Raw genomic sequence first — 21660 nt, forward strand, 5'->3', positions numbered from 1 at the left:
GGCGACATTGCCGACTCGCGAACTAGCGGTTCGCCGCTTCGGATCAATATACCCAAGCCACACCAAATTTCCATGCGCGCAGGATTGCAAATATGCCACGGTCGCTTGAAATTCAGACGGAATCCTTCCCCATATCAGGCACATTTACGATCTCGCGCGGCGCCAAAACGTCAGCAGACGTGATCCTCTGCACAATCCGCGAGCACGGGATTGTCGGCCGGGGCGAGTGTGTTCCCTATCGCCGTTATGGCGAGACCATGGAAAGCGTCGCCGCCCAGATCGAAGCTGCAAGGCCGCTGATCGAGGCGGGCCTGACGCGCAAGGAACTACAGCGAGCGATGCCACCCGGCGCGGCGCGCAATGCGGTTGACTGCGCCCTCTGGGACCTCGAAGCCAAGAGCTCTGGCAATTCGGTCATCAAAAACCTGGGTCTCATGAAGGCGAAACCTTTGACGACGGCCTTCACGATCTCTCTCGGTGAGCCTGATGTCATGGCAGCGCAGGCGCGCGCGAACGCCGATCGGGCACTTTTGAAGGTCAAGGTCGGTACTGGCGACGATGAGAGCCGCATCCGCGCGGTGCGCGAGGCAGCGCCTGATGTCGCGATCATTCTCGATGCCAATGAGGGTTGGCCTGAAGAGACGCTGGAGCATCATCTGCGCATCGCTGCCGAGGTGGGTGTCGCCCTCGTCGAACAGCCGCTGCCGGCGGGCAAGGATGAGCTTCTGGCTGAGATCCGCCGTCCCGTACTCGTTTGTGCGGATGAGAGTGTCCACCACACCGGCGACCTGGCAAGCCTTCGCGACCGCTACGATGCGATCAACATCAAGCTCGACAAGACAGGCGGTCTCACCGAGGCGCTCGCCATGAAAAAAGAGGCGCAACGCCTTGATTTCAAGATCATGGTTGGCTGCATGGTCGGCACATCGCTGGCAATGGCGCCGGCCGTGTTGTTGGCGCAGGATGCCGAATTCGTCGACCTGGACGGACCGCTGCTTCTGGCTCGCGACCGCGAACCAGGGCTGCGCTACGCCGCCTCTCTCGTCTGGCCGCCAGAAACGACGCTCTGGGGCTGAAGATAGTAAGCCACGATGATCAGGCTCAGCCCCGTTAGGGCGACCAGCGCCATGACGTAGTAGCTTGCGAGCCCTAGCCACGCATAGATGTAGCCGGAGGCGATCGTCATCAGCCCCATGAACATGCCGTTGTAGAAGAAATAGGCGCCCTGTGCAGACGATTCCTGAGTCTCCTGCACGGAGGCGACGATCCTTCTCTGTACGCCGGTATGCACGAAGGCGTAGGTGCAGGAATGCATGCACTGGAGCAAAAAGAAGCCCCAGAAACCCCAGTGCATCGGGAACAAGATCCAGCGACAGACGCTGACCGCCGCACCAAACCGAATCAGCGTCCAGGCACTGAAACGACGGCTAAGCCGCCTGGACAGAAAGAACACCGTTACCTCGGCTGCAACGCCGGCACTCCAAAGGATTGCGATCTGCGTCCCTGAGAAGCCGAGATCACGCCAGTAGAGGGACGCAAACGCCTGCAAGACAGCATGACTCGACTGTTGGATTGCGACGCCGATCAGCAATGCAAGCAGATGCGGTTGACGCAGCGAACTCCCGGTCGCCGCTGAAATATCGACGGGCGTTCCGCGCCTGCGTGTCGGGCCGATTCGTGGACAATAGATCGCCATCACAACGGTTGTCATGAAACCAAAGGTCATGACCGGCAACACCATCTCGCCGCCCCAGTGCCCGATCAACTGCCCGCCGATCAGGGTGGAGACGATAAACGCGACCGAACCCCATACTCGCATCGAGCCGTAATCCAGCCCCCAGCGCCTGACACCGGAAATCACGATCGACTCGACGACCGGGACGTAACAGGCAAAGGTCGCTCCCTGGATCGTGTAGACGATCAGCACCGGCCAGAATGTATTCGTCCAGTAGAGCGCGATCGCCGTCAGCAGCGATAGACAGCCTGAAAACAGCAACACATCGGCGCGCTCTTTCATCCGGTCGGCATACATCGCGACGATGGGAGCGACGAGCACACGCACCACCATCGGCACGGCGAGAATGACGCCGATCTCATGTTCGTTGAACTCGTGCAGCGCAAGCCACATCGGGAAAAACGGCAGGGCAACGCCGTTGACGAGCAAAGGCGCACAATAGGACAAGGCACTGAGCACACGGAAGCGCGGTGGTGCCCCCTCACTCGCCGGAGGATTTTGCGCGGGAATCATGGGGTAGACCTGTAGGAACTGAACGTTGCCTAACACGTCAACCTAAGGGCGACTATGGCAAGAAATTGCCCCACTGAAACGTTTTAGAAAATAAACAGGGCCTGTCGCAAAGACACAACGGGCTAAATTGATACATTGAGTTTCGGGCTTGCAAGACCGCTCTAAGCGGCCTGCTGCGCGACGTCCTTTTCGCGATGACCGATCGCCATCGGAATCGACTGTATATCGCTCATGGTGCGCCATTCGATCAATTCAAAGGTGCCGTCTTCATGCTCGGCGATCGCTGTGCAGCTTTCGACCCAGTCTCCGGTATTGATGTAGCGGATCCCGTCCATCTCTTCCATCACCGCATGGTGAATGTGGCCACAGATCACGCCGTCCGCACCATGTTTCCGAGCTTCGTCAGCGACGACGCGCTGGAACTCGCCGATGAAGTTGACCGCATGTTTGACCTGAAGCTTGGCCCATGCGGAAAATGACCAGTAAGGCATTCCCATCCGGCGGCGGATCGCTGCGAGGCCAATATTGATCATGATCGCCATGTCGTATGCCCAGTCGCCGAGATAGGCGAGCAGGCGGGCATTGCGCACCACGACGTCGAACTCGTCGCCGTGCAGCACGAGGTACTTCTTGCCGTCGGCAGCTTCATGCATGATGCGCTCGGCGACCTCGATGCCACCGAAATGGGTGCCTGGAAAGTCGCGAAGGAATTCGTCGTGATTGCCGGGGATATAAATGACCCGCGTGCCCTTGCGCGCCTTGCGCAGCAGCTTCTGAACGACGTCATTGCAATCCTGGGGCCAGTACCAGCTGCGCTTCAGCCGCCAGCCGTCAACGATGTCGCCAACGAGGACAATGGTGTCCGCCTCGTGATGCTTGAGAAAATCCAACAGGAAGTCCACCTTCGCGGCCTTGGAGCCGAGATGTACATCGGAAATGAAAAGCGTACGGAAGTGCCGCGTATCCATGTTGTCCCTCACAAGCATCCTGCTCGTGTCCCATCGTTCACCTGCCTCTCAAAACCAGAGTCGTGTTTCAGGAAGATGACATGCTGGTGCCCTGCCTGATTTTCCCGGTTGCCACCGCGCCTCGACGCAACGGCGACAGATTTGCGCCGTTTTCGTATTTCGAACGGAAATTCCGACTGTTCCGCCATCCCGTTTGATGTATTGAAGGCATTTCAAAGACAGCATGCGGCAGCCCGGAGGCGATGATGGATCATCAGGAAAAGTCCAAGACGGAAAAGAATCTGGCAGGTGGAAGCCTGGACGAGCAGGCGCTCTACTTCCATCGCTATCCGCGTCCGGGCAAGCTCGAGATCCAGGCGATCAAGCCGCTCGGCAACCAGCGCGACCTGGCTCTTGCCTATTCCCCCGGCGTCGCAGCACCCTGTCTAGCGATCCGCGACAATCCCGAGACGGCCGCCGATTATACCTCTCGTGCAAATCTCGTAGCGGTCATTTCTAACGGTACGGCCGTTCTCGGCCTCGGCAATATCGGCCCGCTAGCATCAAAGCCGGTCATGGAGGGAAAAGCCGTCCTCTTCAAAAAGTTCGCTAACATCGACGTCTTCGATATCGAGGTCGATGCATCGAGCGTCGAGCAGATGGTCTCGACCGTCGCTTCGCTCGAGCCGACCTTCGGCGGCATCAATCTCGAGGACATCAAGGCGCCGGAATGTTTCGAAATCGAGCGTCGTCTGCGCGAGACCATGAAGATCCCGGTCTTCCATGATGACCAGCACGGCACCGCTATCATTGTCGCTGCCGCGATCCTCAATGGCCTGGAACTGGCGAACAAGAAGATCGACGAGGTCAAGATCGTTGCCTCCGGCGCAGGTGCTGCCGCCCTCGCCTGCCTCAATCTCCTCGTCACGCTGGGCGCCAAACGCGAAAACATCTGGGTTCATGACATCGAAGGTCTGGTCTACGAAGGCCGCACCGAACTGATGGACGAGTGGAAGAGCGTCTACGCCCAGAAGAGCGACACGCGCACGCTTGCCGAAAACATCGGCGGCGCCGACGTCTTCCTTGGCCTTTCCGCAGCGGGCGTGCTGAAGCCGGAACTGCTGGCGCAGATGGCCGAAAACCCGCTGATCATGGCGCTCGCCAACCCAACGCCCGAAATCATGCCCGATCTCGCCCGCGCTGCCCGTCCCGATGCGATGATCTGCACCGGTCGCTCCGACTTCCCGAACCAGGTGAACAACGTTCTCTGCTTCCCCTATATTTTCCGGGGCGCGTTGGATTGCGGCGCGGTCACTATCAACGAAGAAATGAAGATGGCTGCCGTCCGCGCCATCGCGGCACTTGCGCGCGAAGAGCCATCCGACGTCGCCGCCCGCGCCTATTCGGGCGAAACGCCCGTCTTCGGCCCGAACTACCTGATCCCCTCGCCCTTTGACCCGCGTCTGATCCTGCGGATCGCCCCGGCCGTAGCGAAAGCCGCGGCCGAAAGCGGTGTCGCCCTGCGTCCGATTACCGATTTCGACGCCTATCTCGACCAGCTCAACCGTTTCGTCTTCCGCTCGGGCTTCATCATGAAGCCGATCTTTGCTGCGGCGAAGAATGCCGAGCGCAAGCGGGTGATCTTCTCCGAAGGTGAAGACGAACGCGTCTTGCGCGCCGCACAGGTGCTGCTCGAAGAAGGCATTGCCAAGCCAATCCTGATTGGCCGCCCATTGGTCATCGAAACACGTCTGAAGCGCTACGGTCTGCGCATCCGGCCGCTAGCCGATTTTGATGTCATCAACCCGGAAGACGATCCGCGCTTCCGCGAATATGTCGATCTCTATTTCTCGCTGGTTGGACGTCGGGGCGTCATTCCGGAAGCCGCGCGCACGATCGTTCGTACCAACACGACTGTTATCGGCGCGTTGGCGCTGAAGCGGGGCGAAGCCGATGCGCTTATCTGCGGCCTGGAAGGCCGTTACGAGAAGCATCTGCGCGACGTCCGCCAGATCATCGGCAAGAGGCAGGACGTGTGCGACTTCTCGGCACTCAGCCTGCTGATTTCACAACGCGGCGCCACCTTCTTCACGGACACCTACGTCACCTTCAATCCGAGCGCGGAAGAGATTGCCGAGTCCGCGGTTCTCGCTGCCGAGGAAATCAGACGCTTCGGCATTACGCCGCGCGCTGCTCTTGTGTCCCACTCGAACTTCGGTTCCCGTGAGTCCGAAAGCGCGACGAAGATGCGTGCCGCTCTGAAGCTCGTGCGCGAAGCCGCGCCGGATCTCGAAGTGGACGGCGAAATGCATGGCGAAAGCGCGATCTCCGATGCCCTGCGCAAGCGCGTCATGCCCGACACGACCCTGCACGACGAAGCAAACCTGCTGGTCTTCCCGAACCTCGACGCGGCCAACATCACTTTGGGCGTCGTAAAGTCGATGATTGACGGGTTGCATGTCGGGCCGATCCTGCTTGGCGCTGCCCTGCCGGCGCACATCCTCGCGCCCTCGGTGACCTCGCGCGGCGTCGTCAACATGGCAGCTCTCGCCGTCGTCGAGGCTTCACAGCCAGCGTGATTTGCGGCAGATCGAGAAAATGCGGTAAGATTCCGACCGCAGCTTGTTAAGACAAACGGGCTAGCAATGAAGGCGCGGCGGGATGCCGCGCCCTATGACCTGCTCACCGATGGGACGATGCCTTGAACCGCTGGATTCTGTCACTCGCAACCGCCCTTGCACTCACCGGCCCGACCCAAGCCCAGATGCCGGCGATCTGCGGTGACCTTCGCGCCCGCCTTGCCGATCTGCCACAAATCATCGGCAGCACGCCCGAGGTGCGCAAATTCGCCAGTGCTATTGCCGAACAGAACCTTGAGCTTCGCAAACTCCGTAGCGATCTGCGCCAAAACGGCTGCACAAGCGGCAGCATGGTCGTGATCGGGGATGATGACGGCTACTGCGGTGAGCTCGAGCGCGCGGAAACCAAGATGGTCGACAACATTCGTTATCTGCAGCAGCGGCGCGACGAACTGCGCGGCCAGAGCGATGATGTGCGCACGAGAAATGAGCTGCTTGCCGCGCTCGACGACAACGGCTGCAACGAGGAACAGTGGCCTGAGGATCGCGCCGATGGATACGCTCCGCCGCCGAGCATCGAAGATCAGGCAATGCGAAACGACACCTTCATACCTCTAGGCGGCGATCCCAACCAGCGTCGATACGGTTTCGGCATGTCTACGCTCTCTCACCTGAACACCGTCTGCGTACGCACCTGCGACGGAGGCTTTTTTCCGCTAAGCTCGAACGCAACCTCGCAGGACTTCGCCCGCGATGCCGACACCTGCTCGAAGATGTGTCCGGGCATCGACACCGAGCTCTTCTATCATGACGTCTCCAGCACCGAGACCTCACAGATGATTTCGGCGTCGACGGGCGCCCCCTACAGCGCAATGCCGAATGCTTTCGCCTACAAGAACCGCAAGCCCGGCGAAAAATCGTCCTGCAGTTGCAATCTGAACGCTTACTACGAACAGATGAGGAAAAGCCAAGCGATCAGCGAACCGCCGCAACAAGGATCGATCACCACGATCGAAACCAAGAAGCCCGAGCCGGAGAGCAAAGTCGCCGCCCCGGCTGCGCCGCAGCCGCAAGTGCCGGACAGGCCATACGATCCGGCAAACAACAAGGTGCGCCAGATCGGCCCGCAGTTCCTAGCCGGTGACCAGGGCACGATCGACCTTAAGAATCCCGCAAAGCCCGGCCCTCAGCCGCAGCAACAATAGCCGCCCTCAGTCCAGCGAATTGTCCCAGCGATCCGCGAACACGAGTTCCTCCAGCGGCAGGCGCTGGCGCCATCCTTTGACCGCCAGTTCCGGCTGGTCATAGAGCTGATCGACATAGCCGATGCAGAGCCAGGCAACGATCTCGACCCGTTCCGGAACGCCGAGGATCTCTTTGATATCGGACTCGTGAAAAATGCTCACCCAGCCGACCCCCACGCCTTCGGCTCGGGCCGCGAGCCACAAATTCTGCACGGCGCAAACCGTGGAGTAAGAATCCATTCGCCGGTTATGCGTTCGGCCGAGAACGATATCGCCGCAGCGATCCGGATCGCAGGTCACACAGATGCTGAGTGGTGCGGCTCGGATACCTTCGAGCTTCAGCGACCGGTACAGCCTCTGTCGTTCGCCCTCAAACATCTCGCCAGCCTCACGGTTGGCGCGATCGAAAGCTTGCCACGCCGCCTCCTTCACCTGCTGATCGCGCACCAGGATGAAATTCCAGGGCTGCATGAATCCCACGGACGGCGCGTGGTGCGCGGCTGTCAGAAGCCTGCTGACAACGTCGTCCGGTATCGGATCCGGGAGGAACTCCGAACGGACGTCGCGGCGCGTTGAGATCGCCCGGTAAACGGCGTCACGTTCCTCGGTCGAAAAGGCTGTAGCTCCCGACAGGGAGCCTGAATGGTCTGGTCGCATCGTCTATCCCCAACAACACAACCGCCCGCCGTCCACGCGGGTCAGTCTATGATGTCGGGCCGGTCTTCTGACTTGGCTTCATCCAACTGCCGCGCCTTCCCGGCGCTGGGCCAGTGGCGTGTTGCGGCAGTCGTCAGCCTTACAGCGTTGGGCACGTTTCGGTCTCTCACCGAATTCCCGATTCTCCCGCCTAAGACGGGCACCTGACGAAAGCTCTATGCCCGCAAAAATCGCTCGACGCAATCCTTCACCCAGAGACAGGGTAGTAACGCACATAGGCGAACTCATCGCCGGACGGCGACCAGTTGGGCACGTTGATTGTGCCCTGCCCGCCGAAGAGATCGAAGAGTGTCGTCAGATTGCCCCCGTCCATATCCATCAGCCGCAGACGAACATTGAGATCGCGCGGATGGTCGAAAACATCCGGGTCGTAGGAAAGGATGAGGACCTTGTCGTTGTTGGGCGACGGATGGGCAAACCAGTTCCCATAATTGTCGCTGGTGATCTGGTCGAGGCCAGTGCCGTCCGGGTGGATGCGCCAGATCTGCATGAGGCCGGTGCGGCTGGAATTGAAGTAAATCCATTGGCCGTCAGCGGAGTAGTCCGGCCCGTCGTTGCGTCCCTCGCCGTGCGTCAGCCGCCGTTCTTCGCCGCCATCCACGGAAATCGTGTAGATATCGAACAAGTCGTTGCGGATGCCGCAATAGGCCAGTTGTTTCCCGTCAGGCGACCAGCCGTGCCAATAGGACGGCTGATTTTGCGTCACCAGCCGCGGCATCCCGCCTTCGGCCTGAAGCACATAAATCGTCGACTTCCCGAACTCGGTCTTGTCGGAGATGACGATCTGCCGGCCATCGGGCGAAATGCCATGATCGTTGTTGCACGTTTTGGCAAAACCGGTGTCGACTTTCTCGACCCTGCCTGAACCATCAAGCGCCAGACGGTACAGAAGTCCGTCGCCGTTCAACAGAAGATAGCTGCCGTCGGGCGCAAAGTTGGGCGCCTCCACAAGCTGCGTCGTTTGCCAGACGACGCGCGCCTCGCCTGTCCTGATGTTGTAGATCTCGACGGAACTGCGCAATCTGAATCCTCCCGACATCGTCTCCGTCAGACCTACGACGGCCCGCCACTCAGCACAAGCAAATGCGCCTGGCCAGGTTCGGCCCAGGAATGTCTTTGGAGCGATCGGCCCTTATCCGCCAATCACAAATGCGGGAAACCCAACGGTTCATCTAGCGTTCATGACGAGGATGTGACAGTTCAGTGAAGCTTTTATGACGTTGGAGTTTTCCGGTTGATCGCGTTGGTAATGAGGTCTGCAACGGCAGCGCGCTTTGCGTCGCTTTCCACCGATTTCGGAGGAAGCATCCGATCGCCTGCTATACGCACGGCGCTCGGTGTCCTTCTTTGTGCCCTGCTTGCGCTTCTCACCACGGCCACCGTCGAGATAATTGCCCGCGATGGGCTGACTGACGTTCGCGAATTCCTGACATCGCCGGTGCGTCCCGGCATGACGACCGTTGCGATGTTGACAGTGCTGATGCTGTCGCTCGACGCCGCCTTGGGCCGACGGTTCATTTCAGCGCTGATCGTTCTTCCGATTGTGATCGTCCCCGCCATCGTATCCAACCAGAAGCAACACTACCTTTCGGATCCACTTTATCCGTCCGACGTCCTTTTCGGGCGCCAGATCATGGAACTGCTTCCTGTCATGGTGAGCGACCGTCCCTGGACTGCTGTTGCAATGGCTGTCGGCATCGCCTTTTCCGCTGGCGCAATTGTCATCTTATGGCGTTTCGCCTGGCGCAACTTCCCACACCTCTCAAGGACCGCTCGCGTCCGCCGGCTGTGCGTCGGCTTGCCTGTTATCGCGGCCTTCGGGTCGCTGATGGACTATTCCCAATATTCCTTCATCCGCGACCGCCTTCAGGTGGTTCCAATGATGTGGGACCAAAAGGAAAACTACCGGAGCAACGGCTTCATCCTCGCCTTCATCTTCAATATTCCGATGGCCGAGGTGGCGGCGCCGGTCGGCTTCGGCACGCAGGCGCTCGATACTATCCCGAGCCGCAACTACGGCTATCTCAGCGGCCCGCGCGAAAAGCCCGACGTGATCATGCTGATGAGCGAGTCATTCTGGGATCCTACCCGGTTGAAAACGCTCAGCCTGTCGCCCGATCCCATGCCGACTATCCGCGCCGAGCAGTCTGGCCATGTCTTCTCACCGGAGTTCGGCGGCATGACCGCCAACGTCGAATTCGAGGCGCTGACGGGCTTTTCCAATGCCTTCCTGCCATACGGCAGCATCCCCTATCAGCAATACATCCGTCACGACGTTCCCTCGCTCGCCACGTTCTTCCGTGGCGAAGGCTATGCGGCGCGTTCGCTGCATCCGTTCAGCGGCTGGTTCTGGAACCGCAATGAAGTCTACAAGGACTTCGGTTTCGAGCAGTTCCGCTCGGAAGAGACCATGCCTCCAATGGAAAAGCGGGGCATCTTCGCTTCGGACGACTCGCTCATGAAGGAAATCATGAACGAGGCGGACGGCATTGATCGCCCGTTCTTCTTCTTTGCTGTCACCCTGCAGGGACATGGGCCGTATGAGCCGAACCGTTATGCACGCAATACTATCGATATACAGGGCAACCTGAACGATGCAGACCGCGCAACGCTTGCCACCTATACGCAGGGCATCAAGGAAGCGGACGACAGCCTTAAGTTGCTGATGGATTGGGCAGAGAAGCGCGACCGCGAAACGATCATCGTGCTCTGGGGCGACCACCTGCCGCCGCTCGGCAACGTCTACATGGCGACCGGCTACATGCCGGATCAGGTTGCCACCCGTAAGGCGTCGGTCAGCACCATGAGACAGGAGCATGAGACGCCGCTCGTCATCTGGTCCAACAAGAAGGGCAGCAAGAAGGATGTCGGCACAATCAGCCCGTCACTGCTGCCCTATCATCTCTTGAAGTTCGCCGGCTTCGAGCATCCCTACTACACGGGCTTCCTCGGCCGTGTACAGAAGAAGTACAGCGTCATCGATCGTTATCAGCTGATTGCGCGCGACAACACGCCCTCTCCCGATTGGGTCCTGAAGCCGAAGAACCTCGATCCCCTCGTACGGGACTATCGATACCTCCAGCACGACATCATGTTTGGCAAGGCTCAGACGCTCGATCGCTTCTTCCCACAGCATGCTTGGCTGTATGCTCAAGGCACGTAAAAGAGCGGCACAAGTCCGCATTGCAATTTGAAAACATTACGGAATACTGGCGCCCGAGCGATCTAGCATTCGGAGTCGGCCATGCACAATCTATCGGACTTAATCCACCATCACTTCGATAAGTCTGCTGACGAACTCGGCGAGATCGAGAAGCGCGTTCTCGCAAAGGCCCATGAGCGCAAGATAATCTCGACCGATATCAATGCTGCCTTGCAGGCGGAAGCATCGGCCGGAGAGCGCCTGGCGGATTCGATTGCCCGCGTCGGCGGCTCATGGTCGTTCATTGTCGCCTTCTTGCTGTTCCTGGTGTTCTGGTGCGTCGTAAATACCGTTGTATTGCTCACACGCGCCTTCGATCCCTATCCCTTCATCTTCCTCAATCTCGTGCTCTCGATGCTTGCGGCGATCCAGGCTCCCATCATCATGATGTCGCAAAACCGGCAGGCGGAGCGCGATCGTTTCGAGGCGGCGAAAGACTATGAAGTCAATCTCAAAGCAGAACTGGAAGTTCTTTCCCTGCATCAGAAAATAGACATGCGCGTGCTCACCGAAATTGCGGCGTTGCGCGAAGACATCGAGCGACTGAACCAGCGCCTGCCTAGTTGATGGAACGATCGCTGATCGCTTGAATTTAACTATACCGACCGATTAGCGAGCCGCTAACCAAGTCCCGCATTGAAACACCGTCACAAATGTAAGAGGAGCAATTGGAACCAATCCGATCCACCGTACGAGACGATGCTCACAGGCCGACCGCATACACGCGATGAAATTCTTCATCATCCCCTGTTTCTGTCGATCGAACGCCAGATAGCGCTCCATCTTATTGGCATTCACAAGCGTGCGCCTCGTCTTGCCCGCCTCGCAGCCTCGCACCAAAAGTGGCTGCTGACGCAAACGCTGTTTGCCATGCACACTGCACGAGATCGGGGTAATCCCCGGTCGGGGCTGACGGCCAGTCGCATGATGCAGGTCGCCACGGAGTTTGATCTCGCCAGCAAGAATACTGCCGCCTCGTTTCTTGCCGAACTCATCGCCTACAAATTTCTGCGGGATGCGCCTGACGAAACGCCCGATCGGCGCCTTCGTCGCCTCGAAACGACCGAAACCAGCGAGGAGGCCATGGCCTCCTGGTTCCAAGGGCACATGTCCTGCCTCGATCAACTCGACGGCGGCAATCGTGCAAGCCTGACGGCAGAGGATCCCCGACTTTTCCGCCTCGCGCAACCTCGTGCCGCGCGTGCCCTCATCCAGGAGCCGGTCTGGAAGGAACCGCGGACCAGCATCGGCCACTTCCTCTGGTCCGATGTCGGCGGCCTTGTGCTGCACGATCTGATCAGCCGCCTGCCCGACGACGCGCGGCTGCACGATCGCATACTGCTGAAAGGCGTAACGATCAGCGAAATCGCGAACGAGTTCGGCATCTCCCTGACCAATGTGAAGCGGATGTTCAAGAAGGCCGAAATAGACGGCCTGCTTTGCTGGGAAAACCCGCGCAACCGCGGTGCTCTATGGCTCTCCCGGAGATTCATCGAAGACTATTTCCATTGGCAGTCGGCAAAGTTCGCCGAATTGGACAGCGCCATCCACTGGGCAGCCGGTCAAATCCGTTTCTCCGAAACGAGCGTCAAGTAAGCGAGGCAATCCCAGCCGACATGGGCGCAACGAACGCTGCAAGTTGTTGTTCTGCCCAACAAAAAGCCCGGCATCGGCCGGGCTTCCTTCGTCCATTTTGTCTGATCAGCCGTTGACGGCCATCCGCTTTTCGTCGCGTCCACCCTTCATGCGCTCGGCCAGCAGGAAGGCAAGCTCCAACGCCTGATCGGCATTGAGACGCGGGTCGCAATGCGTGTGATAGCGATCGTGCAGGTCCTCTGCCGTCACGGCGCGGGCGCCGCCGGTGCATTCCGTCACATCCTTGCCAGTCATCTCGATATGGATACCGCCAGGATGCGAACCTTCGGCGCGATGGATCTGGAAGAAACTTTCAACTTCCGACAGGATCCGTTCGAACGGACGGGTCTTGTAGTGGTTGAGCGTGATCGTGTTGCCGTGCATCGGATCGCAAGACCACACGACCTTACGGCCCTCGCGCTCGACCGCCCGGATGAGACGTGGCAGATGCTCGGCGACCTTGTCGTGACCGAAGCGGCAGATCAGCGTCAACCGGCCCGCCTCATTCTCGGGATTGAGAATGTCGATCAGGTTCAGAAGGTCATCGGTCTGCAATGACGGACCACACTTCAACCCGATCGGGTTCTTGATGCCACGGCAGTATTCGACATGCGCGTGATCGGCCTGCCGCGTACGGTCGCCGATCCAGATCATGTGGCCTGAGGTCGCGTACCAGTCGCCAGACGTCGAGTCGACGCGCGTCAACGCTTCTTCGTAGCCAAGCAGCAGCGCTTCATGGCTGGTGAAGAAATCCGTCTCGCGCAAGCTCGGATTGTTTTCCGAGGTGATGCCGATCGCCTTCATGAAGTCCATCGTCTCGCTGATGCGGCCGGCAAGCTTGCGGTAGCGCTCGCCCTGCGGGCTATCCTTGACGAAACCGAGCATCCACTGATGCACGTTCTCGAGGTTGGCATAGCCACCCATCGCGAAGGCGCGCAGCAGGTTCAGCGTTGCGGCCGACTGGCGGTATGCCATGGCCTGACGTTCCGGATTCGGGATACGGGCCTCTTCCGTGAACTCGATGCCGTTGATGATGTCACCGCGATAGCTCGGCAGCGACACGCCATCCTGGGTCTCGATGCCCGAAGAACGTGGCTTTGCGAACTGGCCGGCAATACGGCCGACCTTGACGACCGGCAGCTGCGCGCCGAACGTCAGGACGACGGCCATCTGCAGGAATGCGCGGAAGAAGTCGCGGATATTGTCGGCGCCATGTTCGGCAAAGCTCTCGGCGCAATCACCGCCCTGCAAGAGGAAGCCATTGCCTTCAGCAACGTTGGCGAGATGCTTCTTCAGCCGGCGTGCTTCACCTGCGAAGACGAGCGGCGGATAGGATGCGAGCTGGGCTTCCGTTGCTGCCAATGCCGCCTGGTCCGGATAGTCCGGAACCTGCTGGATCGGTTTTTGCCGCCAACTGCTCGGAGTCCAATTCTGTGCCATCTCACTCACCTGTTTCAGCATCCGGTCCGTCCGGATGTTCCGTCTTAAAAATGTTGCGCGGCTTATAAACCTTTAGCGCCATCTTGCATAGCGGCGTTCCGCTCTTTGGCGCTCCGGATTAGTTTCACGAACAACACCTGAATATAAAGGAAATCCGCCCCGTGTTTTCAAACGGCGGGCACGGGATTAATGATCAATATACCAAGACAGTTTGTATCTAATTTAGGCTTCTGCCGTAGAAATACCCTCAATTCTGATAGCGCGTCATGATGACTCCCGCTTGAACACCGATGGCGTGGTGGAACCGTGGGATACATTTCGTGCGCAGCTTGTATCGTTTCTGTACTGACCGTTCCGGCAATTTCGGCATGCTGACTGCCATCCTGATGGTGCCGCTCATCGGCTCCGCGGGCGTAGCCGTCGACTTCGCTCATGCACTGAGCCTGCGCACGCAGCTTTACGCGGCGGCCGACGCCGCAGCCGTCGGCGCAATTGCGGAAAAATCCGCAGCCGCCTCCGCCGCGATGAAAATGACCGCAGATGGCACGATCTCCGTCGGGCAGAGCGATGCGCGCAATATCTTCGTCAGCCAGATGCAGGGTGAATTGACAGCAAACGAAGTTGCAGTCGACATCCAGGTGAACAAGGCAGCAACCAAACTCAACTCGTCCGTCTACTTCAGCGCGGCCGTCCCGACGACGTTCATGCAAATATTCGGGCGAAAAACCGTCGAAGTATCGGGCACCGCGACAGCAACAATTGAGACAGCGGCCTTCATGGATTTCTACATCCTGATCGACAACACACCATCGATGGGCGTCGGCGCGACACCGAACGACGTCACCACCATGGTAGGTCTCACGAAGAACAACAAATCGAACGCTTCCTGCGCCTTTGCCTGCCATGAGAGCGGCACCAACAAGGGCAAGGATTACTATACGCTTGCCAAGAAGAACAAAGTGACGATGCGCATTGATGTCGTGCGCCAGGCCACCCAGGCCCTGACTGCGACCGCCAAGGCGGACACGGATGATCAATTTCGCATGGCGGTCTACACCTTCGGCGCCAAAGCAGAGGCGGCAGGGCTGAGTGAAATCGTGCCGCTTACGGGCGACCTCGACAAGGTGGGCAGCAAGGTCTCCGAAAAGACCCCAAATCCCCAAGCCGGCGACAGCGAATACGTGCTCGACCTGATGACCATCCCTCAGCAAGGCTACAACGACGACACCCAGACGAGCTTCGATAGCGCACTGACCCAACTCAAGGCCAAAATCCCGGCTGGGGGCTCGGGTACAAGCGCTGCCGATACACAGAAGATCGTCTTCTTCGTGTCCGACGGTGTCGGCGACAGCTACAAGGCCTCGACTTGCACAAAGAAAACGACTGGCAGCCGCTGTCAGGAACCGATCGATACCTCCTTCTGCAAGCCCCTGAAGGACAAAGGCATCAAGATCGCCGTGCTCTACACGACGTATCTGCCGCTGCCGACCAACAGCTGGTACAACACCTGGATCAAACCCTTCCAGGACGAAATTCCGACGAAGATGCAGAGCTGCGCCTCGCCCGGTCTCTATTTCGAAGTCACGCCCACCGAGGGTATCACGGACGCCATGAAGGCGCTCTTCCTGAAGGTCCTCCGCATGCCCCGCCTCACCAGCTGACCGGCATCAGACGCGAACGCCGTCCCGAATGCGATAGCTCGGCGCATACATTGTGACCAGCTCTTCCGCTGCCGTCGGATGCACGGCCATCGTGCGGTCGAAATCGTCCTTGGTGCAGCCGGCCTTCAACGTGATTCCGAGGATCTGTGCCATCTCCCCGGCATCGTGACCGAGGATGTGCGCACCGACGACCTTGCGGCTGGAAGCATCGACAATCAGCTTCATGATCATCTTCTCGCCGCGCCCCGATAGCGTCGCCTTCAGCGGACGAAACTGGGCACGGTAGACCTCGAGTTCCCCGTAGCGCTTGCCCGCCTCCTCCTCGGTCAATCCGACAGTGCCGATTTCCGGCTGCGAGAAGACGGCCGTTGCGATCGTCTCGTGATCCGGCTTGGTCGGGTTATTCTTGTACTCGGTCTCGATGAAGCACATTGCCTCGTGGATCGCCACAGGCGTCAGCTGTACCCGGTCAGTGACGTCGCCGAGCGCATAGATGTTCGGGACGCTGGTGCGCGAATATTCGTCGACGACCACCGCTCCGCGCTGGTCAGTCTTCACACCGGCGGCTTCCAGGCCAAGGCCCTGCGTATTCGGGACGCGTCCAAGGGCCAGCATGACAACATCCGCCGTAAGCGTGCCGTTGTTCAGTGTCTCGACAGCGAGACGATCATCCTGCTTCGATACCCTCTCGAGCGCATCATGGCAGAGAATCCGGATGCCCTTGGCACTCATCGCCTCGTGCAGCCCCCGGCGAAGATCCTGATCGAAGCGCGACAGGATTTCGGCGCCGCGATAGATCAGCGTCGTCTCGACGCCAAGGCCATGAAAGATATTGGCAAATTCCACTGCGATATAACCGCCACCGGCAATCACGATCGACCTTGGCAGCTCTTCCAGATGGAAGGCCTCGTTGGAGGAAATGCAGAGCTCGTTCCCCGGCAAAGCCGCGTGCGGGTTCGGCCGACCACCGGTCGCGATCACGATCGTCTTGGCTGTCACTGTCTTGCCGGTGTTGACCAGTCGGACCGTATGGGCGTCCACGAGCTCGGCCCGCGTTTCCAGGATCTCGGCGTTGGCGCCAGCAAGCCCCTTCTTGTAGAGGCCTTCGAGGCGCGCGATCTCGTTGTCCTTCGCCGCGATCAGCTTCTTCCAATCGAACGAGCTCTCGCCGAGTGTCCAGCCGAAGCCGGCAGCATCCTCAAAGTGTTCATGGAACTGAGCTGCGTACACGAAGAGCTTCTTGGGCACGCAGCCGCGGATCACGCATGTTCCGCCGTAGCGATATTCCTCTGCGATCGCGACCTTTTTACCGAGCGAGGCTGCAACGCGGGCGCCTCGCACGCCGCCCGAGCCCCCGCCAATGACAAAGAGATCGTAATCGTAGGACGTCATGAGAAACTCCGGATGGAATCGGCTGGTGAGGTGAAGGTGATATAGTATCGACCGCCGCAAAAACAAAAGCCCGGACGATGCCGGGCTTTCGATCTGTAGTCGCGTCGTAGCTTACTGCTTCGGCTTGGGGGCCGGCGCAGCCTTTGGCGCGGTCGTTGCAGCCGGGTTGGCCGGATCGGCGGCCGGCGGCGGCGCCTTGATGATCTTGGCAAGCTCAGTGCTCGTCTGCTTCTGAAGATCGCGGGAAATGCCCTGCGCCCAGATGTCGGCTGCCTTCACCGTTTCGCGCGATGCAATCGGGCCATCCTTCAGCAGCTTCTTGCCAACTGGCGAGTTATAGAACTCGGCGATCGCGTTGAGCTCCTCGACGGAGAATGCCTTGGCATAGGTCAGCGCGGCTTCCTTTTCGAGATCGGCGCGACGCGGAGCGAGCGCCAGCGCCTGCTTGTCAACCTCAGCGGTGATCGCATCCTGATAGTTCGGCGAATCCTGGATAAGATCGGCCTTCAGGCGCTCGGCCAGGCCAGGCAGGATGTTGTCGAACTGCGCAGTGGCGCCAATCGCATCGATGGCAGCGCGGGCCGCCTTCAACTGCTCCGGAGAAGCTTCCTGCGCGTGTGCGACAGAGCCGAATGCGACGCCCGAAAGAATAACGGTCGCAGCAGCAAAACGGCCAAGACCTGCAAATTTAATCATGAGTTTCAATGCTCCTGTTACCTGTTCGCCCGCAGCGTGCGTGCACCTGCTGGACCTGCAATGATCGCAAGCGCCGCCATATTGAGAAAAAGCCCGTGTTCAACGACTCCGGGTATCGAATTCAGCTCGTTTGAGAGCGCCTCTGCATCAGGAATGCGGCCAAAAGATGCATCGAGGATGTAGTGACCACCGTCCGTCATGAAGTCTTCTCCACCGGATTGGCGCAGCGTCAAGCCGCCGCTCAACCCCAGTTTCGAGGCCTTCTTTTCGATCGCCATGCGCGTTGAGACCAGCCCGAAGGGATTCACCTCGATCGGCAGTGGAAATGCGCCAAGTGTCGCGACCAGTTTGCTTTCGTCGGCAATGACGATCATGCGCTGAGATGCCGCAGCAACGATCTTCTCGCGCAGCAGCGCACCCCCGCCACCCTTAATGAGCGTCAGGTTGGAATCAACCTCATCCGCGCCATCGATCGTCAGATCGAGTTCCGGCAACTCATCAAGCGACTTCAGCGGTACGCCCAGCTCGACGCAAAGCCTCGCCGTGCGTTCCGAAGTCGGAACCCCTTCGACCTTGAAGCCGGTAGAAACCTTCTCCGCAAGCAGCCGAACAAACTCCTCGGCAGTACTCCCGGTCCCGATTCCAAGCCGCATGCCGTATTCGACATGAGCGAGTGCGGCCTCGGCGGCCCTGATCTTCATTTCGCGGGCATCCATGCGCCGCTGACTCCGATTATTGCGTTGGATGTGCTGTTTACACGGCTCGCTTGCCAAACGAAAGCCAAAATAGCGTAATGATTTTCGAAAAGCCGTGGGCATCTACAACTTGTCGCTTCTGCCGCGAAACGTTGCTTTTCCCGCCCTCATCGCCTACTGCCCAATGACATCATTTCTGAAAGGCGGAATCCTTGCCCCCTGCGCTCATCGTATTCGATCTCGACGGAACACTGCTCGATACTCACACCGATCTTGTCGAGAGTATAAACCATACGATTGCCGAGCTCGGCATCGCGCCGGTCAGCTATGGCGACCTCACGTATCTGGTCGGACACGGTGCCAAGGTCATGATTGAGCGGGCCTGTGGTCTTCGGGGACATCCGTTGTCACAGGAGCAGCTCCCAGCCCTACTCGACCGGTTCATCGCTCACTATGCCAATAACATGCCTGGACATACGTTGCCTTACCCAGGCCTTATCGAGGCTATGAATCAACTGAAGAACGCCGGCTGCAAGCTTGCCGTTTGCACCAACAAGCTGGAAGGTCTGGCGCGCAGCCTGATCGAAAAGCTTGAACTCACCCATTACTTCGACGCCATTACCGGCGGCGATACCTTCGCGGTCAGGAAACCGGACGCCCAGCATCTCCTTGGAACCATTGAGCGCGCTGGCGGCGACTTCCGCAACACCGTCATGATTGGCGACAGCGTCAACGACATTCTTGTTGCTCGAAATGCCGGAGTGCCCTCGATTGCCGTGCCGTTCGGCTATTCCGACGTCCCCGTCGAGACACTCGGGCCGACCCGCGTGATCACACATTTCAACGAGCTCACGCCTGCGCTCGTGGACGAGTTGATCGCGGACTTCGCCGCGAGACCGACTGCCGCAGTAGGCTGACACAAACAAAAAAGGCGGCTCAACGGCCGCCTTTTTTTCATATCGTCCCTAGCGCAATCAGATCTGCGCGCCACGCGCCTTCGTCGTGGCATCGAATGCCTTCTGCACGTAAGCATCGCGGCCGTACACGTCGTCGAAATACTGCACGACGCCGTCCTTATTCGGCCACGCCGTGAAATAAGCCACGTAGACCGGGATCTTCTGTGGAACCTGGATGGCATGGTTCTTGCCGGTCGCGATCTCCTTGCCGATCTGTTCGACCGACGTATTCAACACGGCCGCCGCCATCGCACGCGGCTCGGCGAGACGCACGCAACCGTGGCTGAGAGCGCGCATGTCACGCTTGAAGAAGCTTTTCGAGGGCGTGTCATGCATGTAGATCGCATGCGCATTCGGAAACAGGATCTTGAGTTCGCCAAGCGCATTGTCGTCGCTCGGCGGCTGCCGGACGGAAACATTGGTCGTCGAACCGTACCAATCAACACTGGACGACGCCACGGCACGGCCGCCAACCGTTACCTCATAGCCCATCCGGTCCAGATAGCTCGGGTCGGAGCGCAGACGCGGCAGCATCTCGTTGATGATGATCGACTGCGGAACACCCCAGAAAGGATTGAACTCGACCGTCTCGATCTGATCCTGGAAGAAGAAGGTCTGGTGCGACGGCTGACCGACTACAACACGCATCGACAACTGCTCCTTGTTGTCGTTGTGGTAGTAAACCATGTAGGCCGGCTGGTTGATGAAGACGTAGCGCGAGCCGAGATCATTAGGCAGCCAACGCGCCTGCTCCAACGCAACGACCAGCTTTTCGACTTTCGAGGCGTTGCTGTCGCCGCCGACCATAGTGCGGACCGTGGCTTGACCGATGACGCCGTCCGGCTTCAACCCATGTTCTTTCTGGAACCCTTCGACGAGCGCGACAATCTCGGGCGAATACTCGGTGCCACCTGTATAGGCGGCAAGCGTTGTCGCATGTTCCGCCTTGAGCGCGGCTGAGCCATGCTTGTCGATCGCCTTCACGATATTCGGGATTTCGGACGAGCTCTCGCCGGGGTGAAGCACGCCGCTCAGGGCGACGTTGATGCGATCGTCGCTTGCGCCTTCGGCGCGCAGCTTTGCCAGTTCACCTTCAAGCGCAACAAACTGCGGCCCGTCCGGCGTGCGGCTTCTGAGATAGGCTGCCGTGTCCGGACTAATGCGGGCGAGCTTCAGCACCGGCGCAAGGTTCACGTCCTTACGCTTGAAATCGTGATAGCCGGACAGCTTGTTCGGATCGATGCGACCGCGAATGGTGTCCTGCACATAGGCAAGCACCTTGGCGGATAGCTCCAGTTCGAACTGCGTCAGGGCGCGATCACGGATTGCCGGATCCGGATTGGCCGGATCCTCGGTCGGAACCTGTACCGTATAGTCTGCCGGATCAAGGCCAACCGACGCGGCATCCGCCAATACGGCCATCGCCGCCTTGGCGCGATCGTTGACATCCGTTCCGGCGAGCCAAACCAGCGGGTTCTTCATGTCACCGTAATAGGTTTCAAGCGCCTTGGCGACTTCGACGGGCGCGCGCACCTTCGCCTCGATCAGGAAACGCCGCTGCACCGACGGCGTCGACTCGGTCGTTGCCGACGCATCGGCAACTGCCCCGGTGACAACAGGGTCGGTAAACTTGCCGGTATCGACGAAGCGCATCGCATCCGGCTGATAAGTATAGTAGCGCGGGCTCGAAACCTTGGGCAGCGGCGCATCTGGAGCCGACTGAAGGAATGAGGGAACCGATGCCCTCGGATTGACAATCGTGCTCTGGGTCCGAGCGCGATCCCCGCGGATCATATCCATCAAGGTGTAAGCATGCGCGGGCGCGGCACCCATCGCAGCCATACCGCAGGAAAGCGCAAGTGCGGAGGCCGCACCTTTCAAAAGGAATGTCATGCTTCTATCCAGTCCCAGTGTCATGCTGTCTTCAAATCGCGGGCAAGACCCGCCTCAGAACTTGTTTCATCCGGCGCGAGCGTCACATGGCAGAAAGCAGGCGCAGCCGCCAGCCTCGACCAACTCAACCTTTAGTAACTAGGTAAACTCTTACGCCGGACGTCAGTTCACACAAAATTATGAAATTATTGGTTAATTTTTTACTTTATTTTCGCGACCAGACACAGTGGCCAAAAAGCCGCTGACAGATAAAAATTCAGCCGTGTCTAAAAGATCACTGATCTCGCGCCCGCTAACATGACATCGCCGCTCATATTTATATTTCAAGCGGTTTTCTTCGGATCATTTCGGACCT

17 protein-coding genes and 1 riboswitch are annotated in these 21660 nt (G+C 59.1%); of the genes, 8 read left to right on the top strand and 9 right to left on the bottom strand.

Features of this window, described 5'->3' with window-relative positions:
* Positions 1-92: 92 nt before the first annotated feature.
* A complete protein-coding gene (gene dgcA / locus NBG89_RS08170) occupies positions 93-1076 on the top strand; it encodes an N-acetyl-D-Glu racemase DgcA (RefSeq protein ID WP_431322392.1) in 984 nt (327 codons plus the stop codon).
* Here dgcA and NBG89_RS08175 read toward each other — a convergent pair.
* Together NBG89_RS08175 and NBG89_RS08180 are read right to left on the bottom strand one after the other, a co-directional pair.
* Entirely contained in the window at positions 1028-2248 is a 1221-nt protein-coding gene (locus NBG89_RS08175) for an MFS transporter (protein ID WP_431322393.1), read from the bottom strand. The genes dgcA and NBG89_RS08175 overlap by 49 nt on opposite strands.
* A gap of 161 nt (positions 2249-2409) precedes the next feature.
* Entirely contained in the window at positions 2410-3234 is an 825-nt protein-coding gene (locus NBG89_RS08180) for a UDP-2,3-diacylglucosamine diphosphatase (protein ID WP_431322394.1), read from the bottom strand.
* Positions 3235-3461: 227 nt separating this feature from the next.
* Here NBG89_RS08180 and NBG89_RS08185 point away from each other — a divergent pair, with 227 nt between their 5' ends.
* Both NBG89_RS08185 and NBG89_RS08190 read left to right on the top strand, forming a co-directional pair.
* Complete coding sequence (locus NBG89_RS08185) at positions 3462-5774, top strand: NADP-dependent malic enzyme (RefSeq protein WP_431322634.1); 2313 nt, start codon at positions 3462-3464, stop codon at positions 5772-5774.
* A gap of 122 nt (positions 5775-5896) precedes the next feature.
* Positions 5897-6979 (top strand): DUF2865 domain-containing protein, encoded by a 1083-nt coding sequence (locus NBG89_RS08190; protein ID WP_431322395.1) that lies wholly within the window; start codon positions 5897-5899, stop codon positions 6977-6979.
* Positions 6980-6985: 6 nt separating this feature from the next.
* Here NBG89_RS08190 and bluB read toward each other — a convergent pair whose 3' ends face one another.
* Together bluB and NBG89_RS08200 are read right to left on the bottom strand one after the other, a co-directional pair.
* Complete coding sequence (bluB, locus tag NBG89_RS08195; protein WP_431322396.1) at positions 6986-7675, bottom strand: 5,6-dimethylbenzimidazole synthase; 690 nt, start codon at positions 7673-7675, stop codon at positions 6986-6988.
* Positions 7676-7715: 40 nt separating this feature from the next.
* A riboswitch (cobalamin riboswitch) is annotated at positions 7716-7897 on the bottom strand.
* Between the two features lie 25 nt (positions 7898-7922).
* The gene (locus NBG89_RS08200) at positions 7923-8756 is read right to left on the bottom strand and encodes a TolB family protein (RefSeq protein WP_431322397.1); all 834 of its coding nucleotides are present in this window, start codon (positions 8754-8756) and stop codon (positions 7923-7925) included.
* A gap of 228 nt (positions 8757-8984) precedes the next feature.
* Between NBG89_RS08200 and NBG89_RS08205 the strand changes: the two genes are divergently transcribed.
* The 3 genes from NBG89_RS08205 to NBG89_RS08215 all read left to right on the top strand — a co-directional run bounded on the left by NBG89_RS08205 (position 8985) and on the right by NBG89_RS08215 (position 12533).
* Complete coding sequence (locus NBG89_RS08205; RefSeq protein WP_431322398.1) at positions 8985-10898, top strand: LTA synthase family protein; 1914 nt, start codon at positions 8985-8987, stop codon at positions 10896-10898.
* An 81-nt stretch (positions 10899-10979) separates the two neighbouring features.
* Entirely contained in the window at positions 10980-11504 is a 525-nt protein-coding gene (locus tag NBG89_RS08210; protein WP_431322399.1) for a DUF1003 domain-containing protein, read from the top strand.
* 132 nt (positions 11505-11636) lie between these two features.
* Positions 11637-12533 (top strand): hypothetical protein, encoded by an 897-nt coding sequence (locus tag NBG89_RS08215; protein WP_431322400.1) that lies wholly within the window; start codon positions 11637-11639, stop codon positions 12531-12533.
* Between the two features lie 105 nt (positions 12534-12638).
* On the opposite strand, the gene NBG89_RS08220 is transcribed toward NBG89_RS08215, so the two are convergent.
* Positions 12639-14012 (bottom strand): class II 3-deoxy-7-phosphoheptulonate synthase, encoded by a 1374-nt coding sequence (locus NBG89_RS08220; RefSeq protein WP_088694468.1) that lies wholly within the window; start codon positions 14010-14012, stop codon positions 12639-12641.
* Between the two features lie 290 nt (positions 14013-14302).
* Between NBG89_RS08220 and NBG89_RS08225 the strand changes: the two genes are divergently transcribed.
* Positions 14303-15673 carry a pilus assembly protein TadG-related protein gene (locus NBG89_RS08225; protein WP_431322401.1) on the top strand — a complete coding sequence of 457 codons (1371 nt, stop codon included), beginning with the start codon at positions 14303-14305 and terminating at the stop codon, positions 15671-15673.
* A 6-nt stretch (positions 15674-15679) separates the two neighbouring features.
* On the opposite strand, the gene gor is transcribed toward NBG89_RS08225, so the two are convergent.
* From gor to rpiA, 3 genes are all read right to left on the bottom strand, one after another.
* A complete protein-coding gene (gene gor, locus NBG89_RS08230) occupies positions 15680-17065 on the bottom strand; it encodes a glutathione-disulfide reductase (protein WP_431322402.1) in 1386 nt (461 codons plus the stop codon).
* A 111-nt stretch (positions 17066-17176) separates the two neighbouring features.
* Positions 17177-17761, bottom strand: a complete 585-nt coding sequence (locus NBG89_RS08235; RefSeq protein ID WP_431322403.1) for a DUF2059 domain-containing protein — start codon at positions 17759-17761, stop codon at positions 17177-17179.
* Positions 17762-17778: 17 nt separating this feature from the next.
* Entirely contained in the window at positions 17779-18477 is a 699-nt protein-coding gene (gene rpiA, locus NBG89_RS08240) for a ribose-5-phosphate isomerase RpiA (protein ID WP_431322404.1), read from the bottom strand.
* Positions 18478-18668: 191 nt separating this feature from the next.
* Between rpiA and NBG89_RS08245 the strand changes: the two genes are divergently transcribed.
* On the top strand, positions 18669-19373 hold the full coding sequence (locus NBG89_RS08245; protein WP_431322405.1) for an HAD family hydrolase: 705 nt from the start codon (positions 18669-18671) through the stop codon (positions 19371-19373).
* A gap of 57 nt (positions 19374-19430) precedes the next feature.
* On the opposite strand, the gene NBG89_RS08250 is transcribed toward NBG89_RS08245, so the two are convergent.
* Entirely contained in the window at positions 19431-21305 is a 1875-nt protein-coding gene (locus NBG89_RS08250) for a L,D-transpeptidase family protein (RefSeq protein WP_431322406.1), read from the bottom strand.
* Positions 21306-21660: the final 355 nt, after the last annotated feature.

Source organism: Rhizobium sp. YTU87027, assembly GCF_050644135.1.
Classification (GTDB): domain Bacteria; phylum Pseudomonadota; class Alphaproteobacteria; order Rhizobiales; family Rhizobiaceae; genus Rhizobium.

What these genes read in the sequence shown, in the direction of transcription:
- NBG89_RS08185 (WP_431322634.1), top strand. Translation starts at nt 3,462, where the DNA reads ATGGATCATCAGGAAAAGTCCAAGACGGAAAAGAATCTGGCAGGTGGA.
- NBG89_RS08205 (WP_431322398.1), top strand. Translation starts at nt 8,985, where the DNA reads ATGAGGTCTGCAACGGCAGCGCGCTTTGCGTCGCTTTCCACCGATTTC.
- gor (WP_431322402.1), bottom strand. Translation starts at nt 17,065, where the DNA reads ATGACGTCCTACGATTACGATCTCTTTGTCATTGGCGGGGGCTCGGGC.
- NBG89_RS08175 (WP_431322393.1), bottom strand. Translation starts at nt 2,248, where the DNA reads ATGATTCCCGCGCAAAATCCTCCGGCGAGTGAGGGGGCACCACCGCGC.
- NBG89_RS08210 (WP_431322399.1), top strand. Translation starts at nt 10,980, where the DNA reads ATGCACAATCTATCGGACTTAATCCACCATCACTTCGATAAGTCTGCT.
- NBG89_RS08180 (WP_431322394.1), bottom strand. Translation starts at nt 3,234, where the DNA reads ATGCTTGTGAGGGACAACATGGATACGCGGCACTTCCGTACGCTTTTC.
- NBG89_RS08250 (WP_431322406.1), bottom strand. Translation starts at nt 21,305, where the DNA reads ATGACATTCCTTTTGAAAGGTGCGGCCTCCGCACTTGCGCTTTCCTGC.
- dgcA (WP_431322392.1), top strand. Translation starts at nt 93, where the DNA reads ATGCCACGGTCGCTTGAAATTCAGACGGAATCCTTCCCCATATCAGGC.
- bluB (WP_431322396.1), bottom strand. Translation starts at nt 7,675, where the DNA reads ATGCGACCAGACCATTCAGGCTCCCTGTCGGGAGCTACAGCCTTTTCG.
- NBG89_RS08220 (WP_088694468.1), bottom strand. Translation starts at nt 14,012, where the DNA reads ATGGCACAGAATTGGACTCCGAGCAGTTGGCGGCAAAAACCGATCCAG.
- NBG89_RS08215 (WP_431322400.1), top strand. Translation starts at nt 11,637, where the DNA reads ATGCTCACAGGCCGACCGCATACACGCGATGAAATTCTTCATCATCCC.
- NBG89_RS08225 (WP_431322401.1), top strand. Translation starts at nt 14,303, where the DNA reads ATGGCGTGGTGGAACCGTGGGATACATTTCGTGCGCAGCTTGTATCGT.
- rpiA (WP_431322404.1), bottom strand. Translation starts at nt 18,477, where the DNA reads ATGGATGCCCGCGAAATGAAGATCAGGGCCGCCGAGGCCGCACTCGCT.
- NBG89_RS08235 (WP_431322403.1), bottom strand. Translation starts at nt 17,761, where the DNA reads ATGATTAAATTTGCAGGTCTTGGCCGTTTTGCTGCTGCGACCGTTATT.